22 protein-coding genes are annotated in these 20,324 nt (G+C 70.8%); 5 read left to right on the forward strand and 17 right to left on the reverse strand.

The window, feature by feature from the left end; all coding sequences use genetic code 11:
- Positions 1–297, reverse strand: coding sequence for a hypothetical protein (locus U870_RS0115020; RefSeq protein WP_025158204.1), 297 nt, complete (start codon positions 295–297; stop codon positions 1–3).
- An 82-nt stretch (positions 298–379) separates the two neighbouring features.
- Between U870_RS0115020 and U870_RS0115025 the strand changes: the two genes are divergently transcribed.
- Positions 380–799, forward strand: coding sequence for an organic hydroperoxide resistance protein (locus tag U870_RS0115025; RefSeq protein ID WP_025158205.1), 420 nt, complete (start codon positions 380–382; stop codon positions 797–799).
- Positions 800–859: 60 nt separating this feature from the next.
- Here U870_RS0115025 and U870_RS0115030 read toward each other — a convergent pair whose 3' ends face one another.
- Positions 860–1,828, reverse strand: a complete 969-nt coding sequence (locus U870_RS0115030) for a helix-turn-helix domain-containing protein (RefSeq protein ID WP_162819165.1) — start codon at positions 1,826–1,828, stop codon at positions 860–862.
- A 187-nt stretch (positions 1,829–2,015) separates the two neighbouring features.
- Between U870_RS0115030 and U870_RS0115035 the strand changes: the two genes are divergently transcribed.
- A complete protein-coding gene (locus tag U870_RS0115035; RefSeq protein ID WP_025158207.1) occupies positions 2,016–2,705 on the forward strand; it encodes an alpha/beta fold hydrolase in 690 nt (229 codons plus the stop codon).
- Between the two features lie 107 nt (positions 2,706–2,812).
- On the opposite strand, the gene U870_RS0115040 is transcribed toward U870_RS0115035, so the two are convergent.
- The 3 genes from U870_RS0115040 to U870_RS0115050 form a co-directional block, all read right to left on the reverse strand.
- Positions 2,813–4,291 carry a glycosyltransferase family 2 protein gene (locus tag U870_RS0115040; protein WP_025158208.1) on the reverse strand — a complete coding sequence of 493 codons (1,479 nt, stop codon included), beginning with the start codon at positions 4,289–4,291 and terminating at the stop codon, positions 2,813–2,815.
- A gap of 116 nt (positions 4,292–4,407) precedes the next feature.
- Positions 4,408–5,100, reverse strand: coding sequence for a CE1759 family FMN reductase (locus U870_RS0115045; RefSeq protein WP_025158209.1), 693 nt, complete (start codon positions 5,098–5,100; stop codon positions 4,408–4,410).
- A 35-nt stretch (positions 5,101–5,135) separates the two neighbouring features.
- Positions 5,136–6,323, reverse strand: coding sequence for an LLM class flavin-dependent oxidoreductase (locus U870_RS0115050; RefSeq protein ID WP_025158210.1), 1,188 nt, complete (start codon positions 6,321–6,323; stop codon positions 5,136–5,138).
- Positions 6,324–6,518: 195 nt separating this feature from the next.
- Here U870_RS0115050 and U870_RS0115055 point away from each other — a divergent pair, with 195 nt between their 5' ends.
- A complete protein-coding gene (locus U870_RS0115055; protein ID WP_025158211.1) occupies positions 6,519–7,433 on the forward strand; it encodes a DMT family transporter in 915 nt (304 codons plus the stop codon).
- Here the strand turns inward: U870_RS0115055 and U870_RS0115060 are convergent.
- The 3 genes from U870_RS0115060 to U870_RS0115070 form a co-directional block, all read right to left on the reverse strand.
- Positions 7,418–8,152 (reverse strand): SDR family oxidoreductase, encoded by a 735-nt coding sequence (locus tag U870_RS0115060; protein WP_025158212.1) that lies wholly within the window; start codon positions 8,150–8,152, stop codon positions 7,418–7,420. The genes U870_RS0115055 and U870_RS0115060 overlap by 16 nt on opposite strands.
- Before the next feature lie 171 nt (positions 8,153–8,323).
- Entirely contained in the window at positions 8,324–10,642 is a 2,319-nt protein-coding gene (gene purL / locus U870_RS22675) for a phosphoribosylformylglycinamidine synthase subunit PurL (RefSeq protein ID WP_025158213.1), read from the reverse strand.
- Between the two features lie 185 nt (positions 10,643–10,827).
- A complete protein-coding gene (locus U870_RS0115070) occupies positions 10,828–11,262 on the reverse strand; it encodes a hypothetical protein (protein ID WP_025158214.1) in 435 nt (144 codons plus the stop codon).
- Positions 11,263–11,387: 125 nt separating this feature from the next.
- Between U870_RS0115070 and U870_RS0115075 the strand changes: the two genes are divergently transcribed.
- The gene (locus U870_RS0115075; RefSeq protein WP_025158215.1) at positions 11,388–11,738 is read left to right on the forward strand and encodes a TfoX/Sxy family protein; all 351 of its coding nucleotides are present in this window, start codon (positions 11,388–11,390) and stop codon (positions 11,736–11,738) included.
- A 95-nt stretch (positions 11,739–11,833) separates the two neighbouring features.
- On the opposite strand, the gene U870_RS0115080 is transcribed toward U870_RS0115075, so the two are convergent.
- The 3 genes from U870_RS0115080 to ilvD form a co-directional block, all read right to left on the reverse strand.
- A complete protein-coding gene (locus U870_RS0115080) occupies positions 11,834–12,016 on the reverse strand; it encodes a YegP family protein (protein WP_025158216.1) in 183 nt (60 codons plus the stop codon).
- A gap of 76 nt (positions 12,017–12,092) precedes the next feature.
- A complete protein-coding gene (locus tag U870_RS0115085) occupies positions 12,093–12,551 on the reverse strand; it encodes a DUF3817 domain-containing protein (RefSeq protein ID WP_025158217.1) in 459 nt (152 codons plus the stop codon).
- Between the two features lie 34 nt (positions 12,552–12,585).
- Positions 12,586–14,451 carry a dihydroxy-acid dehydratase gene (gene ilvD / locus U870_RS0115090; protein ID WP_025158218.1) on the reverse strand — a complete coding sequence of 622 codons (1,866 nt, stop codon included), beginning with the start codon at positions 14,449–14,451 and terminating at the stop codon, positions 12,586–12,588.
- A gap of 77 nt (positions 14,452–14,528) precedes the next feature.
- Here ilvD and U870_RS0115095 point away from each other — a divergent pair, with 77 nt between their 5' ends.
- Positions 14,529–15,323 (forward strand): helix-turn-helix transcriptional regulator, encoded by a 795-nt coding sequence (locus U870_RS0115095; RefSeq protein ID WP_025158219.1) that lies wholly within the window; start codon positions 14,529–14,531, stop codon positions 15,321–15,323.
- A 4-nt stretch (positions 15,324–15,327) separates the two neighbouring features.
- On the opposite strand, the gene U870_RS23240 is transcribed toward U870_RS0115095, so the two are convergent.
- The 6 genes from U870_RS23240 to U870_RS0115125 form a co-directional block, all read right to left on the reverse strand.
- A complete protein-coding gene (locus U870_RS23240; RefSeq protein WP_025158220.1) occupies positions 15,328–16,539 on the reverse strand; it encodes a hypothetical protein in 1,212 nt (403 codons plus the stop codon).
- The gene (locus U870_RS0115105; RefSeq protein ID WP_025158221.1) at positions 16,536–17,126 is read right to left on the reverse strand and encodes an RNA polymerase sigma factor; all 591 of its coding nucleotides are present in this window, start codon (positions 17,124–17,126) and stop codon (positions 16,536–16,538) included. The genes U870_RS23240 and U870_RS0115105 overlap by 4 nt, the downstream gene beginning before the upstream one ends.
- A 69-nt stretch (positions 17,127–17,195) precedes the next feature.
- Complete coding sequence (purQ, locus tag U870_RS0115110) at positions 17,196–17,894, reverse strand: phosphoribosylformylglycinamidine synthase subunit PurQ (RefSeq protein ID WP_025158222.1); 699 nt, start codon at positions 17,892–17,894, stop codon at positions 17,196–17,198.
- Positions 17,894–18,154 carry a phosphoribosylformylglycinamidine synthase subunit PurS gene (gene purS, locus U870_RS0115115; protein WP_025158223.1) on the reverse strand — a complete coding sequence of 87 codons (261 nt, stop codon included), beginning with the start codon at positions 18,152–18,154 and terminating at the stop codon, positions 17,894–17,896. Before purS ends, purQ begins: the two co-directional genes overlap by 1 nt.
- A 45-nt stretch (positions 18,155–18,199) precedes the next feature.
- Positions 18,200–19,042, reverse strand: a complete 843-nt coding sequence (locus tag U870_RS0115120; RefSeq protein ID WP_025158224.1) for a PaaX family transcriptional regulator — start codon at positions 19,040–19,042, stop codon at positions 18,200–18,202.
- On the reverse strand, positions 19,035–20,324 hold a 1,290-nt coding region (locus U870_RS0115125), incomplete at its 5' end, for a kynureninase (RefSeq protein WP_025158225.1). The genes U870_RS0115120 and U870_RS0115125, both read right to left, overlap by 8 nt.

Raw genomic sequence — 20,324 nt, forward strand, 5'->3', positions numbered from 1 at the left:
TTACTCTGCGACGACCGTGATGGACAGCAACCGCTGGCCCTCTGGCACGGCGGCTCGCAGGGCGTCGCGTGCGGCAGCGTAGTCGACGCCCTCGGCCTCGATCTCGGTGACCGCCGCGACCCGCAGGAGCGCCGTGGAGATCACTCGGCCGCCGCGCGGCATGGCGTTGTGCACGCGCAGCAGCTCGTGCCCGGCCGGCACCTGCTCCTCGACCAGCGCTCGCGCCGTCTCGGCGTCGTCCGCCTCGGCCGTCAGCTCGCTCGTCTCGCTGCTCTGCACCATCCCGCGGACCTTCATGTCTCCACGCTATCGCCTTATACACCCGCACTGTTCACGCGGTTCCCAGTCGCCGTTCAGACCGCTGGAGTGGGCTGAGACCATGGAAATCGCATACACCGCCATCGCCCACGCCTCCGGAGGCGGCCGCGACGGCCACGTCCGCAGCGAGGACGACCTGATCGACATGGACACCCGCCCGCCGAAGGAGCTCGGCGGCTCCGGTGAGGGCACCAACCCGGAGCAGCTGTTCGCCGCAGGCTACGCCGCGTGCTTCCTGAGCGCTCTGCACGCCGTCGGCCGCGCCGAGAAGCAGAACACCACCGACGCCGCCGTCTCGGCCAGCGTCGGGATCGGCCCGAACGGTGAGGGCGGCTTCGCCCTGGAGGTCGAGCTCGACGTCTACGTCCCGAACGTGAGCCGCGACGTCGCCGAGGAGCTCGGTGAGAAGGCGCACCAGGTCTGCCCGTACTCCAACGCCACCCGAGGCAACATCCCCGTCAAGATCACCATCGTCGACTGACGGACCCGCCGCCGAGAGGTGAGTCGTTGCGGGTCGCGGGAGACTGCGACCCGCAACGACTCACCTCTCGCGTTGCGTGGCACGCGCGGAGGCGCGGAGGGCGCCGGGGGTGGTGCCGTAGCGGGACCGGAAGGCGCGGGTGAAGCCGCTGACGTCCCCGAAGCCGCAGCCGTGGGCGATCGCGGCAACGCTCCGATCGGGAGCGTGGGGGTCCAGCAGCTCACGCCGGGCCAGGTGCAGACGTCGGTCCCGTACGTACAGGGCGACCGTGCGCTCCTCCCGCTCGAACAGCTTGTGGAGCAGCCGGGTCGAGATGTGCGCCGCCGCCGCGATCTCCTCGGGGCCGAGAGTCGGATCGCGCAGATGGTCGGTGATGTAGCCCGTGATCCGGGCCATGGTCGTCCGATGGCGGGCGTCCGTCCGGTCGGTGCGTGACGAGGCCGCCAGGAGGGCGACGACGAGATCCGTCGCCAGGCCGAGCACCTGCCCCGCGTCGTCGGCGGGGATCTCCGCGGCGTGGCGGGTGGTGTCGCGGACGAAGCGGGCCACCACGCCGGCGAGGCCCGTCGTCCCGGAGAGCGTGCGGGCACTCACCGACGTCCGTTCAGCGGGGGTGAGGCGTACCTCGTCGGCAGGCACGGAGAGGACAGCGACCTCCCACGGGGTGTGGAACCGCCAGGTGAACGGGCGCGCATTCTCATAGACGACGAAGTCGCCCGGCGCCAGCAGTGCCGTGCGGCCGTCCTGTTCGAGCGATGCCGACCCGCCCGTGAGGACCGCGACCTGGAAGAAGAGCGAGTCGGCCTGTTTGATCTGCGGCTCGGTCCGTCGGTGGACGTGCGGGGTCGCGGCCAGCTCGGCCAGCAGCAGCGGCCCTCTGCGCGTCCCCCTCAGCTGCGCCGAGGGGTGCGGGTGGTCGTCCCAGCCATCCAGGAGGACCGGGGCGAATGTCTCACCGAGCACATGCCGCCAATAGGCCTCCCGATCGGCAGGATCCACCGAGGACGTCGAGATCGTCTCGTCGGGCATCGCCGCCTCCATCGGTCACGGTCAGTACAGCACTGGGCCCATCCTCCGGTCAATGCCTCGGTGTGCACGGAGATCCGCACACCGTTCGTCCTGATCCGCGCGCCGGCGCCTTGGGCGAGCGGATCGTGGGCGCCGTCGGCGACGCTCCGCACAGCCCGTGCGGCCACCGGCAGAGGAAGGAGCGATCATGAGCAGACCCACCATCGTCCTCGTCCACGGAGGATTCGTCGACGGCTCCGGCTGGCGCGGAGTGTACGACCGGCTGCGCGCCGAAGGGTACGAGGTGCGGGTGGTGCAGAACGCCACCATCTCCCTCGCGGCCGATGCGGCGACGACCCGTGCGGTGCTGGACACCGTCGAGCGCGGAGCCGTTCTCGTCGGACACTCGTACGGAGGGGCCGTCATCACGGAGGCGGGCACGCACGACGCGGTCGGCGCGCTCGTCTATGTCACGGCCTTCGCACCCGACACGGGCGAGTCGGTGAACTCGCTCCTCGCGACGTTCCCGGCGGACGGGCCCCAGCCGCCCATCCTGCCGCCGGTCGACGGCTTCCTCTTCCTCGATCGGTCGAGGTTCCATGAGGCGTTCGCCGCGGACGTCTCCGACGCCGAAGCCGCTTTCATGGGGGACGCGCAGGTCCCGTGGGGCGTCGATGCGCTGGGCGGGGTGGTCACCGATGCCGCCTGGCGGGTCAAGCCGAGCTGGTATCTGCACGTCACTGAGGACAGGATGATTCCGCCGGTCGCACAGTCGAGCATGGCGGAGCGGATGGGCTCGACGGTGAGCGAGACCCCGGGAAGCCACGCGATCTACGTGTCCCGACCGGATGTCGTCGCCGACCTGATCGTGCGCGCCGCGACGGAGATCGCTGGCTGAGCGGTACCCGTCACCCTCGCGCGAGGTTCACGTCGTTGCGCTCATTCCGCACGTGTAGCGACCACGACGTGAACCTCGGTGGAGGTGGGATGACGAGGTCGGCGCGCTCAGACGGCGACGCGGCCGACCTTCTCGGTCTTGTCCCAGCGCGCCTCGGCGCCGGCGAGCTCCTTGAAGTAGGAGTCGAGCGTGATTGCGCACAGCAGCGAGCCGTACCCCGCCAGGTACACGAGGATCGGCGCGAGCCAGCGCAGCGCCCGGCGCTTCTCGACCACGCGGGCGAGCCAGGCGACGAGCATCGAGACCGGCATCCAGATGTAGATCAGCAGCGTGAGCACGAGCAGGCCCGCATCGCTCAGAGTGACGCCGAACACGGCCGGGAGCCGCACCAGCATGAGCGTGGGGAACAGTGCCGTCACCATCACCAGCATGTTGATGATGCCGGGGAAGAGGAGCACATGGCCGAGTGCGTGGCGGGAGGTCCTCGTATCGGTCAGCGAGCCCAGAAGCAGCACGAACAGGTAGGCGAGCGACGCACTGATCCACAGGGCGCGGAAGACCCCCGTCGCGAACGGCGACTGGAGGAACAACAGGCCCGTCAGCCCGACCGCGGACACGACCATGATGAGCGGGAGCAGCAGGAGGCTGAACCACATGAGGCCGAACATGAACCCACCGAGGTGGTGCACTTTCGACGGGCGGAACCAGACTTTCGCGTAGCGGGCCGTCACGGTCACGTTGCCGCGGGCCCAGCGCAGTCGCTGCTTCCAGAGTGCGTCGACCCGGCTCGGCTCCTCGGCCAGTACGTGCGCGTGTGGCTCGAAGACGACCGTGCGGCCCTGGATCTGCGTCTCGAACGTCGTGATGGTGTCCTCGGCGAGCGAGGAGGTGTCGATGCGGCCGCCGATCGCGACGATGTTCTCGCGCGTGTGCAGTTGGGCACCGCCCGCGAGGCACGCCTGGGCTCCCATGACGTTCTGCGCTCGACGGGAGGCGGGCTGCGAGAGCACGTACTCGACGCCGATGAACTTGGTGAGGTAGTTGCGCCCGACGCTGCTGCCCTCGCGGATGTACGCCGAGACGGCCCCGACCGCAGGATCCGCCAAGTGCCGGGTCATGCGGCGCAGCGAGTCGGGAAGGTAGATGACGTCGGCGTCCATGACGAGGAGCGCCTCCATCCAGTCCTCCTCGAGGATGCGGCTGATGCCGTGGTTGAGGGTGTGCGCCTTGCCCTGGCCGCCCTGTTCGCGGCGGAACAGGAACACGTTGCCCGGGTACTGTGCCTCGCGGCTGCGCACCACCTCGGGGGTGTCGTCGGTGGAGGCGTCGTCGACCACGTAGATCCGCAGCGCCTCCTTCGGGTAGTCGAGCTTCATCAACCGGTCGATGGAGGCGCCGATGACCGCGCCTTCGTTCCAGGCGGGCACGACGATGGCCACTCGCGGCAAGTACGGCGCCGCCTTCTTGTAGTGGTTGATCCAGGCGTGGAAGGGGATGACGAGGAAGGTGACTGCGGCGGCGACGACCGGGATGAATCCGGTGAGCGCGAGGATCAGGCACACCACCACGCCGATCCACTGCAGCACGCTCACGGCATCCACCCGGAAACTCCCCTCGTCTACCCGCAACCTTAGCGCGGGAGCGCCCTCGGGCAGACGGAAGCGGCCCCATCGGTGGACGGGGCCCGCTTCCGTGGGCGGTGCTAGGAGCGGGGTGCTCCGAGGGAGCCGCCGGCGGCCAGCTTCATCAGGTCGGAGTCCAGGTCGATCCCGAGTTCGTTGCCGCCCGCCGAGCCGAACTCGTGCTGGTAGTGGTCCCAGGAGGCGTCGGTGATCTTGGCCTCCACCTCGCTCTCCATGAGCACCACGAGCTCGCGCGCCGCCCGGTCGATCCGCTTGCCGAGGGACTTGTCCTGCCAGTCCTCGGTCGAGGCGAACACGGACGTCGGCGTGGTCATCGTGCGCAGGAAGGCGAACATCGACCGCATCTGCTCGTCGACCACCAGTGCGTGCCGCGCGGTGCCGGCGGTCGCGCCGAGCACGACGGGCTTCGCGATCAGGAGGTCGTTGTCGAGCACCTGGAAGACCGAGCTGAACAGCCCGCTCGGTCCCGCCTTGTAGACCGGCGCGGTCGCGATGATCCCGTCGGCTGACTTCAGCGCCTCGACCGCTTTCGTGAACTTCGGGCCGAGGTGCCCGGAGGCGAGCGCCGCCGGCAGCTCCGGGAGCAGCTCGCGCAGGTCGAGGTGCTGCGTCTCGACCGTGCGGCCGTCACGCTGCGCGGCGGCCTCCGCCCGCAGGGCCAGCCGGTCGGCCAGCATCTTGGTGGACGACGGGTCGCTCACGCCGGCGTTCACCACCACCACCCGGAACGGGCGCTGCTCGGTGTTCGTCATCATCTCCTTCTCTCGGTTCCGGTCCGTCTCGCCGCTCAGAGCGACGGGAAGGTCGCCTGGAACTGCTCCTCGGTGTCCTGATAGGGGGAGGCGCCGGTCACGTTGTCGCCGCGGTTGGCGTTCGGGCGCGGCTGGCGGGGCTCGACGTCGCCGTACTTGGCGGCGACGAGGGAGGCGTGCGTCGGTGCCTCGGGTGCCTCCGGGTCCTTGCGGGCCTCAGTCTCCTTGCGGAGCACGGGGATGACCTCCTCGCCCAGCAGGTCGAGCTGCTTGAGCACGGTGCTCAGCGGCAGGCCCGCGTGGTCCATCAGGAACAGCTGACGCTGGTAGTCGCCCGCCCACTCGCGGAAGGTCAGCGTCGTGTCGATGACCTCCTGCGGGCTGCCGACGGTCAGCGGCGTCGCCTCGGTGAACTCCTCCATCGTCGGGCCGTTGCCGTAGACGGGGGCCTCGTTGAAGTACGGCCGGAACTGGTCCTTGGCGTCCTGCGAGTTCTTCGCGATGAAGGCCTGGCCGCCGAGTCCGACGATCGCCTCCTTCGCGGTGCCGTGGCCGTAGTGCTCGAACCGCTCGCGGTAGAAGGCGATCAGGCGCTGGTAGTGCTCCTTGGGCCAGAAGATGTTGTTGGCGAAGAAGCCGTCTCCGTAGTAGGCGGCCTGCTCGGCGATCTCCGGGGTGCGGATGCTGCCGTGCCAGACGAACGGCGGCACGTCGTCGAGCGGGCGCGGGGTCGAGGTGAAGCCCTGCAGCGGGGTGCGGAAGCGTCCCTCCCAGTCCACGACGTCCTCGCGCCACAGGCGGTGCAGGAGGTTGTAGTTCTCGAGCGCGAGCGGCAGGCTCTGCCGGATGTCCTTGCCGAACCACGGGTAGACCGGTCCGGTGTTTCCGCGGCCGAGCATCAGGTCCATGCGGCCCTTGGAGAGGTGCTGCAGCATCGCGTACTCCTCGGCGATGCGCACCGGGTCGTTGGTGGTGATGAGGGTCGTCGAGGTGGTGACCGTCAGGGTCTTCGTCAGGGCCGCGATGTGCGAGAGCAGCGTCGTGGGCGACGAGGAGAAGAACGGCGGATTGTGGTGCTCGCCGATCGCGAAGACGTCCAGCCCGACCTCCTCCGCGTGGGTCGCGATCTTCACGATCGCGTCGATCCGCTCGGCCTCGCTCGGGGTGTGGCCCGAGACCGGGTCGCGGGTGATGTCGCTGACGGAGAAGAGTCCGTACTGCATGGCTGGCTCCTTGTGGGTTTCGTCTCGCCGTTTCTATGCAAACGCATATAACGCAGGCACTGCCGGAGTATTCCCGGGCTCCAGTCTGGCCTCCGGGAGGGAGATACGGCCAGACATCGCACAGGTCCGGACAGACTGCGACGCCGGGTCCGATTCCCGCCAGCCGGCGTCGGGGGCAGCCGCTAGCCTCGCAGAATGAAGGTCGCGCTGCAGTTCATCGCCATGGGGCTCATCTGGGGCGCCAGCTTCCTGTTCATGAAGATCGCGCTCGACGGGGTCTCGTTCGGGCAGGTCGCATGGGCGCGCCTCGTCTTCGGTGCGATCACGCTCGGCGTCATCGTCCTCGTGCTGCGCAGCCGGCTGCCGCGGGAGCCGATCGTCTGGCTGCACTTCACCGTCGTGGCGATCAGCTACTGCGTCGTGCCGTTCCTGCTCTTCGCCTGGGCGGAGCAGTACGTGTCGTCCAGCCTGGCCAGCATCTACAACGCGGTCACGCCGATCACCACGGCCATCATGGTGACCGTCGCGTTCCGGGTCGAGAAGCTCAACCGCGATCAGGTGCTCGGCGTGCTCGTCGGCGTGGTCGGCGTCGTGGTCGTGGTCGGCCCCTGGAGCATCGCCGCCCTCAGCGGCAGCGTGTGGGGCCAGCTCGCCTGCCTCGGCGCGGTGACCTGCTACGGCTTCAGCTTCGGCTACATCCGCCGGTTCATCAGCCACCGCGCCATCCCGGCGACCACGACGGCGTTCCTCAACATCGGCATCGCCGCGGTCATCATGATCGTGCTGACGCCGTTCGTGGCCCTCGGACCGATCACCTTCAGCTGGCCGGTGCTGCTCAGCCTGCTGGCGCTCGGGATGCTCGGGACGGGCGTCGTCTACATCTGGAACATGAACGTGCTGCGGGCGTGGGGACCCACCGCGACCTCCGGTGTGACGTACGTGACTCCGGTCGTCGGGGTCGCTCTCGGCATCCTGGTGCTGGGCGAGCACCTCAGCTGGAACGAGCCGGTGGGCGCCCTCATCGTGATCGTCGGCATCCTGCTGACGCAGCAGCGGGTGCGGATCTTCTCGCGCCGGCAGGCCGAGCTGGTGGGTCAGCGCAGCGCGTAGCCGCCGTCGACGTAGAGCGTCGAGCCCGTCGTGTAGGTGTTCGTGAAGAGATGCACGACCGCGTCGGCGATCTCGTCCTCCGTGCCGGGCCGGCCGAGGAGGGTGGTCGCGCTGAAACCGCGGAACGCCGCCTCCCGCACCTCTGCGGAGCGCTGCGCCCACAGGTTGCCATCGATCGTCCCGGGAGCGATGGCGTTGACGCGCACGGGTGCCAGCTCGACGGCGAGGCCCCGGGCCAGGCCCTCGACGGCCGCGTTCGCGGCGACATAGGCGGCGGCCGGTCCGGCGGGGCGCACGCTCGCCGCGCCCGACATGAGCACGACGGCCGCGTCGGGGGTCAGGAGCGGGAGGGCGGCGTGGACGACCCGGTACTGGCCCCAGAACTTGGACTCGAAGGGGCTGCGAGCCTCCTCGATCGTGGAAGTCGTGAAGGGACCCGTCGTGTAGCTCGCGGCGGTCGTCAGCAGCGCGTCCACGGTCTCCACCGGCTCGAAGAAGCGGCCGACGGAGTCGTCGTCGGAGGTGTCGACCACACCCCAGGATGCGGCCGCGCCCAGCTGGGCGGCGGCCCGCCGCAGGGTCTCCTCCGTGCGGCCTCCCAGGTGCACGCGGGCACCGGCGGCGACCGCCTGGCGCGCGACGGCGAGCCCGATGCCGGAGCCGCCTCCGACGAGGACGACGGAGCGGCCGGAGAGACGATCGATGCTGTGCTGGGTCATGGTGCTCCCAGCCTGGCAGCCGGTCGCACCGTCACGGAATCGTGTGACCGCCCGTGTCGCGGCCGGGCGTCCGACGAGCGCCGTCCGCACGCGACAGCGGGGTCGCACTCCGTCGTTCCGGGCGGGCTGGAACGACAGGATGCGACCCCGCTGTGCGGATGTCGGGAGGCGTCAGGCGACGACCGGGCCGAAACGCTCCGGAAGGGTGGAGCGGTGCGTCGCGCGCAGCTCCTCCAGGCCGATCGTGAACTGGTCCTGCACCTCGAGCACCGGCTGGGTGCCCACTTCGGCGTCGGTGACACCGATGCGCAGGAGCGGGACGCCGCGGCCCTCGCAGAGCCCGCGGAACTTCACGTCGTCCTCGCGCGGCACCGAGACGATGACGCGGGCGGTGGACTCGCTGAAGAGCGCGGTCGCCGCGTCCACGCCGTCGCGCTCGACGATCTCGCCCAGCCAGACGCGCGCGCCGACGCCGAAACGCATCACGCTTTCGGCGAGGGCCTGCGCGAGGCCGCCGTCGGCGAGGTCGTGCGCGGAGGAGACGAGGCCCTCAACCGACGCCGCGTGCAGCGTCTCGGCGAGCGTGCGCTCGGCGGCGAGGTCGACCGCCGGCGGGCGTCCGCCGAGGTGGCCGTGGATGGTGCCGGCCCAGGCCGACCCGTCGAGCTCCTCGCGGGTGACGCCGAGCAGGTAGATGTTCTCGCCCTCGTCCTGCCAGCCGGCGGGGATGCGGCGGGCGACGTCGTCGATCACGCCGAGCACGCCGACGACCGGGGTCGGGAAGATCGGCACGTCGCCGGTCTGGTTGTAGAAGGAGACGTTGCCGCCGGTGACCGGGATCTCGAGCTCCAGGCAGGCGTCCGACAGGCCCTCGACGGCCTGCGAGAACTGCCACATGACCTCGGGGTTCTCCGGGCTGCCGAAGTTGAGGCAGTCGGTGACCGCGGCGGGCACGGCGCCGGAGGCGGCGACGTTGCGGTAGGCCTCGGCGAGGGCGAGCTTGGCGCCCTCCTTCGGGTCGAGCTGGCAGTAGCGGCCGTTCGCGTCGGTCGCGATGGCGAAGCCGAGCCCGCTCTCCTCGTCGACGCGGACCATGCCGGCGTCATCCGGGAACGCGAGCGCGGTGTTGCCGCCGACGAAGTAGTCGTACTGGTCGGTGATCCAGCCCTTGTCGGCCAGGTTGGCGGAGCCGAGGAGCGCCAGCACCTGCTCGCGCAGAGCGTCGCCGCCCTCGGGGCGGGGGAGGCGGGACGCCGAGTCGGCCTGCAGCGCGTCGATCCAGGTCGGGTAGGCGACCGGGCGCTCGTAGACCGGGCCGTCGACGGCGACCGTGCGCGGGTCGACGTTGACGATCTCCTCGCCCTTCCAGTCGATGACGAGGCGACCGGTCTCGGTGACCTCGCCCAGCACGCTGGTCTCGACATCCCACTTGGCGGTGACGGCGAGGAAGGCGTCGAGCAGCTCGGGCTTGACGACCGCCATCATGCGCTCCTGGCTCTCCGACATGAGGATCTCCTCGGCGGTGAGCGACGGGTCGCGCAGCAGCACCTTGTCGAGCTCGACGTACATGCCGCCGTCGCCGTTGGAGGCGAGCTCGCTGGTCGCGCACGAGATGCCGGCAGCGCCCAGGTCCTGGATGCCCTCGACGAGCTTGTCGCGGAACAGCTCCAGGCAGCACTCGATGAGCACCTTCTCGGCGAACGGATCGCCGACCTGCACGGCAGGGCGCTTGGTCGGGCCGCCCGCGGAGAACGTGTCGGAGGCGAGGATGCTCGCGCCGCCGATGCCGTCGCCGCCGGTGCGGGCGCCGAAGAGCACGACCTTGTTGCCGGCGCCGGAGGCGTTGGCGAGGTGGAGGTCCTCGTGACGCAGCACGCCGACCGACAGGGCGTTGACCAGCGGGTTGCCCTGGTAGATCGGGTCGAAGTAGGTCTCGCCGCCGATGTTCGGCAGGCCGAGGCAGTTGCCGTAGAACGAGATGCCGGAGACGACGCCGTGGACGACGCGCGCGGTGTCGGGGTCGTCGATGGCGCCGAAGCGCAGCTGGTCCATCACGGCCACCGGGCGCGCGCCCATCGAGATGATGTCGCGCACGATGCCGCCGACGCCGGTCGCGGCGCCCTGGAACGGCTCGATGTAGGAGGGGTGGTTGTGCGACTCCACCTTGAAGGTGACCGCCCAGCCCTCGCCGACGTCGACGACGCCCGCGTTCTCGCCCATGCCGACCATGAGGTTCTTCTTCATGGCGGGGGAGACCTTCTGGCCGAACTGGCGCAGGTAGATCTTCGACGACTTGTAGGAGCAGTGCTCCGACCACATCACCGAGTACATCGCCAGCTCGCCGCTGGTGGGGCGGCGGCCGAGGATCTCGCGGATCTGCGCGTACTCGTCCTCCTTGAGGCCGAGCGCCGCGAACGGCTGCTCCTTCTCGGGAGTCTCGATCGCGTTCGCGACGGTGTCGACGACGTGCTGGGCGGTGGTGTCGGTCACGCGGGCACTCCAGGCTGCAGGCGGAAGCGGGGGATGGAGGCCAGTCTACCGGCCCGAGGGGTCGGCAGGATTGAGACGTCACGACGCGCCCTCCCACGCCGTGAACGGGCGCGCAGAAGGGCGTGTCGTGACGGATGAGGTCGGCTCATCCACAGGGCGGTGCGGGCGGTGAAGCGGCCGGCGTATCAGGCGGGGCAGTACTCCGAGGGGATCGTGGAGGACGGACCGACGGTGATCGCGTTCACCGTGTCGTGGAGTGTGCCGAACACGATCCAGGTGCCGTGACCTCCGTCGATGCCGTAGTAGTGGCTGAGCTCACCGTACGAGCCGGTCTCCTGGATCCCCGGATACGCGGCGAACATATCCGCGACCGTGGAGCCGATTCCGATGCCGCGATCCGTCCGCGGCGTCGCGAGGGTTCTGACTCCCCCGACGTCGAAGTTGAATCCGAGGTGGAGGCTCCCGACCCGGTCGCCGCTCGCGGCAGGTCCGAATACGATGAGCGCCAAGCCGTCCGGCGCGACGAGATCCAGCTGTCCGGGACGGCAGATGTCGTCCGTCTCGTCGGACATCGTGGGCGTCGCGCCGTTCACCTCCGCCATCGGCATCCCGAGCGTCATCGGCCCGATGCCGTCGAAGCCGATCGTCCAGGTGGAGTCCGATCGTCCAGGTAGTTTCCGAACGCCCGCGGGCGGTTCCCGAACGGCCGCCTGCCGCATTACCCTGGCGCACAAGGAGGCCCGCCATGCACGTGCCACGGCCGTCGCAGGAGACGCAGGAGTTGTTCCGTTCCGTGGTTCCCGACGCGCCTGGGGTCGTCGTCAAGCCGATGTTCGCGAACGTCGCGGCGTTCGTCAACGGCAACATGTTCGCCGGGACGTTCGGTGACGCGCTCGGTGTGCGGCTTCCGGACGAGGCTGCGCGCGACGAGCTGCTCGCGGTCGACGGCGCGGGGCCGTACGGGCCGGCCGAGCGACCGATGGGAGGCTACGTCGCTCTTCCCGAGGCGTGGCGGGACGACCCCGACCGCCTTCGCGCCTGGATCGCCCGCGCCCACGCCCTCGTCTCCGCCTTCCCTCCCAAGCCCCGCCGCTGAACGGTCACGACGCGCCCTCCCACGCCGTGAACGGGCGCGAAAAAGGGCGTGTCGCGACAGCTGAGGGCGACTCATCCACAGGGGGAGGAGGACGCTCAGGTGTCGAGTTCGACGATCTCTGCGGTCGGGGCGTTCTTCTGCACCGAGGCGATGCCGTTCTGCGCGCCGGACTTGCTGGCGTAGCCCTCCGAGGTCGCGATGACCTCGCCGTTCGCGGCCTTCAGCCGGAAGCGGTACTCGCCCGCCTTGTCCTTGTAGAGCTCGAATTTGCCTGCCATGGTGCCCTCCGTCGTCGATGATCGGTGCGAACAGGCGACACGGTAGCGGGTCGAGCGGCGCGCGGGGAGTCCCGGCTCAGGACAGCTTGGGCGGCCCGATCACGAGCAGCGCGGCCATGATGACGATCGCGAGCACGGCGAGGGAGGTGGCCAGCACGGCGACGTGGGTCAGCATCCAGCGGAAGAGCCTCCCGAACCAGGTGTGGTCGCGAGGATCGTCCGTCGGCGTCGTGCGCCAGCCGCCGTCGAGCCGGCCGGTGCGGTCGGCCCAGAGGTCGAACGGGACCGTGGCGTAGGGGATGACGGCGGTCGCGACTGCGAGCACGATGAGGCCAGGCCGCCAGCGCTGGTTGACGCCGATGAGCGCGGCCGTGATCGCGTAGGCGATGAAGACGAAGCCGTGGATCGGGCCGGCCACCGTCACGGGCCAGTCGCCGACCCCGACCGCGTACTTGAGCACCATCCCCGCGATGAGGAGGGTCCAGGTGATCGCCTCGGCGACGGCGAGGATGCGGTAGAGCAGGCGGGGGGTCATCCCTCCAGCCTGACGGATCCCCGCCGTCGGCGAATCACCCGAAAGTACGAACGCGCTCCTCGAGCTGGTCGACGTCGCGCGCGGCGCCCTTGTCGGCGGACAGCGCCATCGCGGCGTACGCACGCAGCGCCGCCGACACCGGACGGTCGCGGTCGAGGGGTCGGTAGCCGCGGCCGGCTTCGAGGGCCTCGCGGCGGGCGTCGAGCACGGCGTCCGGAACGTCCAGGCGCAGCGCGCGGGTGTGCACGTCGATGCTGATCGTGTCGCCGTCCTCGACGAGGGCGATCAGGCCGCCCGCCGCCGCCTCGGGAGAGACATGTCCGATGGAGAGGCCGGAGGTGCCGCCGGAGAAGCGGCCGTCGGTGATGAGCGCGCACTTCGCGCCCAGTCCGCGCCCCTTGAGGAACGACGTCGGGTAGAGCATCTCCTGCATCCCGGGACCTCCGCGCGGCCCCTCATAACGGATCACGACGACATCGCCCTCGTTCACCCGCTTGCCGAGGATGGCCTCGACCGCGGCCTCCTGCGAGTCCACGACGACGGCGGGACCGCTGAAGGTGAGGATGCTCTCGTCGACGCCCGCGGTCTTCACCACGGCGCCGTCGGGGGCGAGGTTGCCGCGCAGGATGGCGAGGCCGCCGTCCTTGGAGTACGCGTGGCCGACATCCCGGATCACACCGGTCTCGGCGTCGAGGTCGAGCTCGTGCCACCGCTCGGACTGCGAGAAGGCGGACGACGAGCGCACGCCGCCCGGGGCCGCATGGAACAGCTCGATCGCCTCGGGCGTCGCGGAGCCGCCGCGGATGTCCCAGTCGGCCAGCCAGGTCTCGAGCGTCGCGGCGTGGACGCTGTGGACGCCGCGGTCGAGCAGTCCGGCGCGGTCCAGCTCGCCCAGCAGGGCCGGGACGCCTCCGGCGCGGTGCACGTCCTCGACGAGCGCGGCGCCATTGGGCGCGACCTTCGACAGGCACGGCACGCGGCGCGACAGGGCGTCGATGTCGGTCAGGTCGTAGTCGATGCCGCCCTCACGCGCCGCGGCGAGCAGATGCAGGATGGTGTTGGTCGACCCGCCCATCGCGATGTCGAGCGCCATGGCGTTGCCGAAGGCCGCGCTGGTCGCGATCGAGCGGGGGAGCACGGACTCGTCGTCCTGGTCGTAGTACCGGTGGGCCAGCTCGACGGCGGTCGCGCCGGCCTTCTCGTACAGGGCGCGGCGCGCGGTGTGGGTCGCGAGGGTCGAGCCGTTGCCGGGCAGCGCGAGGCCGAGCGCCTCCGTGAGGAAGTTCATCGAGTTGGCGGTGAACATCCCGGAGCACGAACCGCAGGTCGGGCAGGCGTTCTCCTCGATGCGGAACAGGTCGGTGTCGCTCACGCTGTCGTTGGCGGAGTCGGCGATCGCCGAGATGAGGTCGAGCTTGCGCACGGTGCCGTCGACGAGCGTGGTCCGGCCGCCCTCCATCGGGCCGCCGGAGACGAACACGACGGGGATGTTGAGGCGCAGCGCCGCGAGCAGCATGCCCGGCGTGATCTTGTCGCAGTTGGAGACGCAGACGATCGCATCGGCGCAGTGCGCGTTGACCATGTACTCGACGGAGTCGGCGATCAGCTCGCGCGACGGCAGCGAGTACAGCATCCCGCCGTGGCCCATCGCGATGCCGTCGTCGACGGCGATCGTGTTGAACTCGCGGGCGATGCCGCCGGCGTCGTGGATGGCCTGCGAGACGATGCGGCCGACCGGCTGCAGGTGCGTGTGGCCGGGGACGAACTCGGTGAAGCTGTTCGCGACCGCGATGATCGGCTTGCCGAAGTCTTCGCGGGCGACGCCGGCGGCGCGCAGCAGTGCGCGGGCGCCGGCCATGTTGCGGCCGTGCGTGACGGTGCGTGAACGGAGGGGAGGCATGGTCCCATCCTTCGGCCGCGCGCGCGGGAGCGGAAGTCAGCAGTGATACTAGTAGTGAGAGCACTAGTATCGACTCCGTGCCAGACACCGAGGACCGCCGCCGCGAGCTCGGGCGCTTCCTGCGCTCCCGGCGCGAGCAGGCCCCGCGCGCCGACTACGGCCTCCCGCCGGTCGGGCGCACGCGCGATCGCGGTCTGCGGCGCGAGGAGGTCGCCTACCTCTCCGGCGTCAGCGTCACCTGGTACACCTGGCTCGAGCAGGGACGCCCGATCAACCCGTCGCGGTCGGTGCTCGACGCGGTCGCCCGCACCCTCCGCTTGCCCCTGTCGGAGCAGGAGTTCGTGCTCTCCCTGGCCGGGTTCGGTCTCGCCCCGACCGTTGCGGCGCGGGCTGTGGAGGATGCGCCTCCCCACCTGCAGCGCCTGCTCGACGCGATCGACCCCAACCCGGCGTTCGCGCTCGCGCCCGACTGGGGCATCGCGGGCTGGAACGAGGCGTACACCCGGCTGTACCCGCGGGTCGGCGACGTGCCGGCCGAGGACCGCAACCTGCTCTGGCTGGTCTACACGGACGACGCGGTGCGCGAGCTGCTGCCCGACTGGGATGTGACCAGCGCACGGTTCCTCGCCGAGTTCCGCGCCGAGACCGGCGCGCGGGCGGGAGACCCGGGCGTGCGGACGCTCGTCGAACGGTTGCGCGCGGCGAGCCCGGAGTTCCGCGCGGCGTGGGAGCACTACGACATCAGCGGGTTCGCCTCCCGCGAGCGGCTGTTCCGCCTCCCGGACGGCGTCACCGCGCGGTACGAGCACCACCAGCTGACGCCGACCGACCACCCCGAGCTCCGGCTGGTCGTCTACACGCCACTGGGGTAGCGGACTAGCGCTGTGCCAACACCGCCTCCGCAACGGCGATGTACCGTTCCCGGTCGCCGGGCAGCGTCGCCGCTTCCGAGTCGACGCGCATCCAACTGTCATCGGCGAGGACGTCGAGCCAGCACATCGGGGTGCCCTCGGAGGTGAAGCACACCAGCTCGGCCTGATCGGCGCCCGACACGGCGACGGATTCGAGCGAGGCGAACGTGACGTCCCTGCGACCCCACGCCCAAGCCGAACCGGGAGCGAGGTCCACGGCGATGGAGCGGGGCTGGTCCGGAGCGGTCTGCGCGTCGGAGCCGACGTACCATTTGCAGCCGATGTCGCCGCTGTATGCGTCGATGGCGTTGACGGCGCCGTACTTCGTCGGCGTCGGCCCCGTGATTCCCGGCGTGCCGAGAATCGTCGCGATCGGCGCCGCGGAGAGAGCCGAGCAGTCGGCTCCGTTCCAGACGTTCGAAGGGGGCGTCCAGGCGGGGACAGGGTCGGGATGGGCGCGCAACTGAGCGAGGATGCCGTCCGCCGCCGTCGTCAAGGCAGCGCCGGCCGCCTCTCTGGTCAGCCCTCTGCCCTGAAGGTTCAGCGTGAACCAGTAGGCGCCGTCCACCACGGAGACGGAACAGCCGAGATCGCGCTGCTCGCACGACCACGCGCTGGTCTCTCCCGCGCCGAGAGACGTCGCGCCCTCGGCCCGCAGACCCTCGATGTCGGCGCGTCCGGCTTGCGCGTCCGCCACTGCGTCGAACGTGATGAACCCGGACGCCCCGTTCGCGTTCCACTGGCAGTGCAGCACTCCGGCCTGCTCCTGCGCAGCGTCGACCACGCGGTAGAAGCTGTCAGACGAGAGCGATGGGTTCGTGAGCGAACCCGACGCGGCCTCTGCCAGATCGGGGCAGCCGAGCGGGATGGTCGAGCCTGGGACCGCCGGCTGGGCGGGGGCCGTCGGCGTCGGGGTGGGGGGGGAGGTGGGCGTCGTCGTCGGGACGGGCGACGGGGACGACGGCGTCACCTCCGCCGGACGGAAGATCCCGCCCGCGTTGAAAGCAACGGCGGCGGATCCACCGGCCAGTATCAGGGCGGCTGCGACGAGCCCCGCGATCAGCCCGGCCCGTCGCCGTCGGGACGGGTCGGGCTCGGGGGCTCCCGCCACCGTGTTCATCAGCATGCGCTTGATCGCAGCACTACGGGTCTCGTCGAAGGGCTTCTCGGCGTTCATCGTGCACCTCCGGCCGTCAGATCGGTATCCACATCGAAGGAGAGCGTGCGGCTCAGCTTCGCCTTGGCGCGCGAGAGTCGCGACTTGAGGGTGCCCAGGGGGACGCCGAGGGTCTGGGCGGCTTCCGCGAGCGGAAGCTGTTCGAGGACGCACAGGGTGACGACGTCTTGATCGCGAGCGGAGAGTTCGGCGAACGCGCCACGGAGGTCGGCGGTCGGCCGCTCCCGGTCGATCCGCTCGTCGATCTCGTCCGCGTGGTCAGGTGCGACGTCGGCCGGCGGGAGGGAGCTCATCGCCAATCGGTGCCGCCGCGCTGTGCGCTCGTGGTTGCGGACCACATTGGTCGCGGTCACGAAGAGCCACGGGAGGATGGTGCCGTCGACGAGGCGGACATTCGCGCGTCGGCGCCACGCCTCCAGGAACACGAGCGCCGTCACGTCCTCGGCATCGTGCGACGAGCGCACCAGGCGCAGTGCGTGACCGTAGATCCGATCACGGTGACGATCGTAGAGGTCACCGAACGCGACGGGATCGCCCGCGCGAGCGGACTCCCAGCGCTCGGCCTCATCCCCCGGGGTTTGTCTCATACCCACGTATGTCCGCTCGCGCGAAAAGGTTGCATCCCGCTCGTGACGGGGCGTCGCCGCGCGTCGCGGCTAGGCCTCCACGAGCGCCGAGCGGATGACGGAGGTGAAGAAGGTGAGGCCGTCGACGCCGGAGCGCATCGCGTCATGGGTGTCGGGGCCGAAGCCGGGCTCGACCGCGTGCTCGGGGTGCGGCATGAGGCCGACCACGTTGCCGCGCTCGTTGCGCACGCCCGCGATGTCGTTGAGCGAGCCGTTCGGGTTGACGCCGTGGTAGCGGAACGCCACCAGGCCTTCGCCCTCGAGACGCTTCAGCTCCTCGGCCGACGCGATGAAGCCGCCCTCGCCGTTCTTGAGCGGGATGACGATCTCCTGGCCCTGCTCGAAGCCGTTCGTCCACGGGGTGTCCGTGTTCTCGACGGTCAGCGCCTGGTCGCGGCGGATGAAGTTGCCGTGGTCGTTGCGGATGAGGCCGCCGGAGACGAGGTGCGCCTCGGCGAGCATCTGGAAGCCGTTGCAGATGCCGAGCACGGGCATCCCCTGGCCGGCGGCGTCGACGACCTCGGTCATGATCGGCGAGAGGCTCGCGATCGCGCCGCAGCGCAGATAGTCGCCGTAGCTGAAACCGCCCGGGAGAACGAGGGCGTCGACGCCCTGGAGGTCGTGCTCGCCGTGCCACAGGGCGACCGCCTCGGCGCCGGCGAGCCGTACGGCGCGCAGGGCGTCGCGGTCGTCCAGAGAACCGGGGAAGGTGATGACGCCGATGCGCATCAGGCGTCCGCCTCGTCGGGGTAGTGGATGCCCACGACGTCCTCGATCACGGAGTTGGAGAGGATCTCGTCGGCGATCTCACGGACGGCGGCGCGGGTGGCGTCGTCGATCGGGCCGTCGACGGTCAGCTCGAAGCGCTTGCCGACGCGCACGCCGGAGAACTGCCCCTTGCCGATCCGGGACAGGGCGCCGGCGACGGCCTTGCCCTGGGGGTCGAGCAGTTCCGCCTTGGGCATGACTTCCACAACGATCGTCGACAAAGGTGCGCTCCTGCTCGCTCGCGGTCGGGGGGTTCGCCTGCGATTCTACCGTGCGGCGGCGGCCACGCGGTCCGGCCCGGCGACGCGGGAGGCGTGACCGACGGCCCGGTGCTCGAGAGCCGTCCGCAGGCGCGCGAACAGGGTGGCGGAGGCGTCGCCCGGCCAGTCCGCGGGGAGGCCGGCACGCGGGAGGCCGGGGTCGCGGTACGGCACGACACGCCATTCGTCGAGCGCGCGCACCCAGAGCGCGAACGCCTCCTCGTCCCCGATCGCGGGGGACGCGTCGGCCGCGCCGAACCGGGCGAGGAACGACTCGTGCACCTGCCGGAGGGCGGGGAGGTCGTACCAGGCGGCCACACCCTCGGCCAGCGGGCCGTGCGGCGTCGCCCCCACGAACAGCGCGGCATCGAACTCGGCCACGACGTCCGCCAGCTCCTGCTCCAGGGACGCCGGCCCGATCCAGAGACCGTCGGCGACCACGCCGCAGCCGATCGCGGCGAGTCGGCGCCGCAACTGGTGCCGCAGGGCGCGCTGCCGCTCGGGGAAGGAGAACGACACCAGGCACCAGCCGTCGGACGGGCGGCGCTCGCCGAAGATGCGGGCGTCGCCGCGCTCCAGCATCGGGACGGCCGCGGGATCCAGCGCGTACCCGGGTGCGCCGTCGTCGCCGAGCGCACGCCGCAGCACGCCCCGGGCGACCAGGCGGGCGATGCTCGACCGTGCCGTCGCGGACGGGATGCCGAGCGAGCCGAGCAGTTGCACGGTGCCGGCGGCCGACATCCACCCGCCCAGCGGGCGCAGGACGCTGCCGACGAGGGTGCGCAAGAGGGCGGTGGCGCTCCCGGAGCTCGCCTCGAGATCCTCGCGGGCGCCGCCCGCGTCAGTCATGCGTCAGCGTGCCGAGGGCGTCCCGCACGGCGGCCATCCCGCGGCGGACCTCCTCGAAGCTCGTGCTCAGCGGCGACAGGCCGAGCCGGAGCCCGTCCGGATCACGGTAGTCCGGGATGACGTCCTGCTCCCAGAGGGTCGCCGTCACCTGCCGCATGGCGGGGTGGCTGAGCGTGATGTGCCCCCCGCGGCGGTCCGGATCCCGTGGGCTCGCCAGGGTTGCGCCGAGCGGTGCCAGCCACTCGTCCGCGAGCGCGACCGCGAAGGACGTGAGCGCCACCGACTTGGCTCGCACCGCGTCGATCCCGGCTTCGGCGATCATCGCGATCGTGTCCTGCATCGCGAGCATGCCGACCACCGGCGGTGTGCCGCTGAGGAAGCGGCGGAGGCCGTCGGCCGGGCGGTACTCGGGCCCCATCGCGAACACATCGCTCGTGCCCATCCAGCCCTGGATCGGCTGGGTCAGCTCGCCCTGCAGGGCTGCGGCGACGTATCCGAAGGCGGGCGACCCGGGACCGCCGTTGAGGTACTTGTAGGTGCAGCCCGCCGCGAGGTCGACGCCCCACGCATCCAATTCCACCGGGACGGAACCGGCCGAGTGGCAGAGGTCCCAGAGCACGAGCGCTCCGGCGTCATGCGCGATCCGTGTGATGGCCGGCACGTCGGCCAGGAATCCGGAGCGGTAGGCGACGTGGCTGAGCACCACGAGAGCGGTCTGCGGCCCGACCGCGGCGGAGACCTGCTCCGGTGTCACGCCCGCCTCGGTGTCGGCCTCGATCCAGACCAGGTCGAGGCCGCGCTCGCGTGCGATGCCTTCGAGAAGGTAGCGGTCGGTGGGGAAGTTGTCGGTGTCGAGCACGATGGTGCTCCGGCCGGGGCGGGCGTCGACGGCGGCGCGCGCCAGCTTGTAGAGGAGGACCGTGGTGGAGTCGCCGATGAAGGTCTGGCCGGCGCCCGCGCCGAGTGCGGCGCTGCCGAGGGCGTCGCCGATCGCGAACGGCAGCTCCATCCACTCCTCGTCCCAGCCGCGGATGAGCCGGCCGCCCCAGTCCTCGACCAGGAAGCGCTGCACCCGGTCGATGCTCGCCAGCGTCGGCCGGCCCAGGGAGTTGCCGTCGAAGTAGGCGCTCACCCCGGTGCCGTCGAGCACCCCGACGAACCGATCGCGGTAGGTCGCGAGCGGGTCGGAGCCGTCGAGGGCGCGGGCGGCGGTGAGCGGGTCCGGTGCGAGCGGTCCCTCGGCGAGGGGGCTGTCGGCGAGCGGGCCGGGGCTCCACCGGGG

The organism is Leifsonia aquatica H1aii (assembly GCF_000633535.1).
Classification (GTDB): Bacteria; Actinomycetota; Actinomycetes; order Actinomycetales; family Microbacteriaceae; genus Leifsonia; species Leifsonia aquatica_A.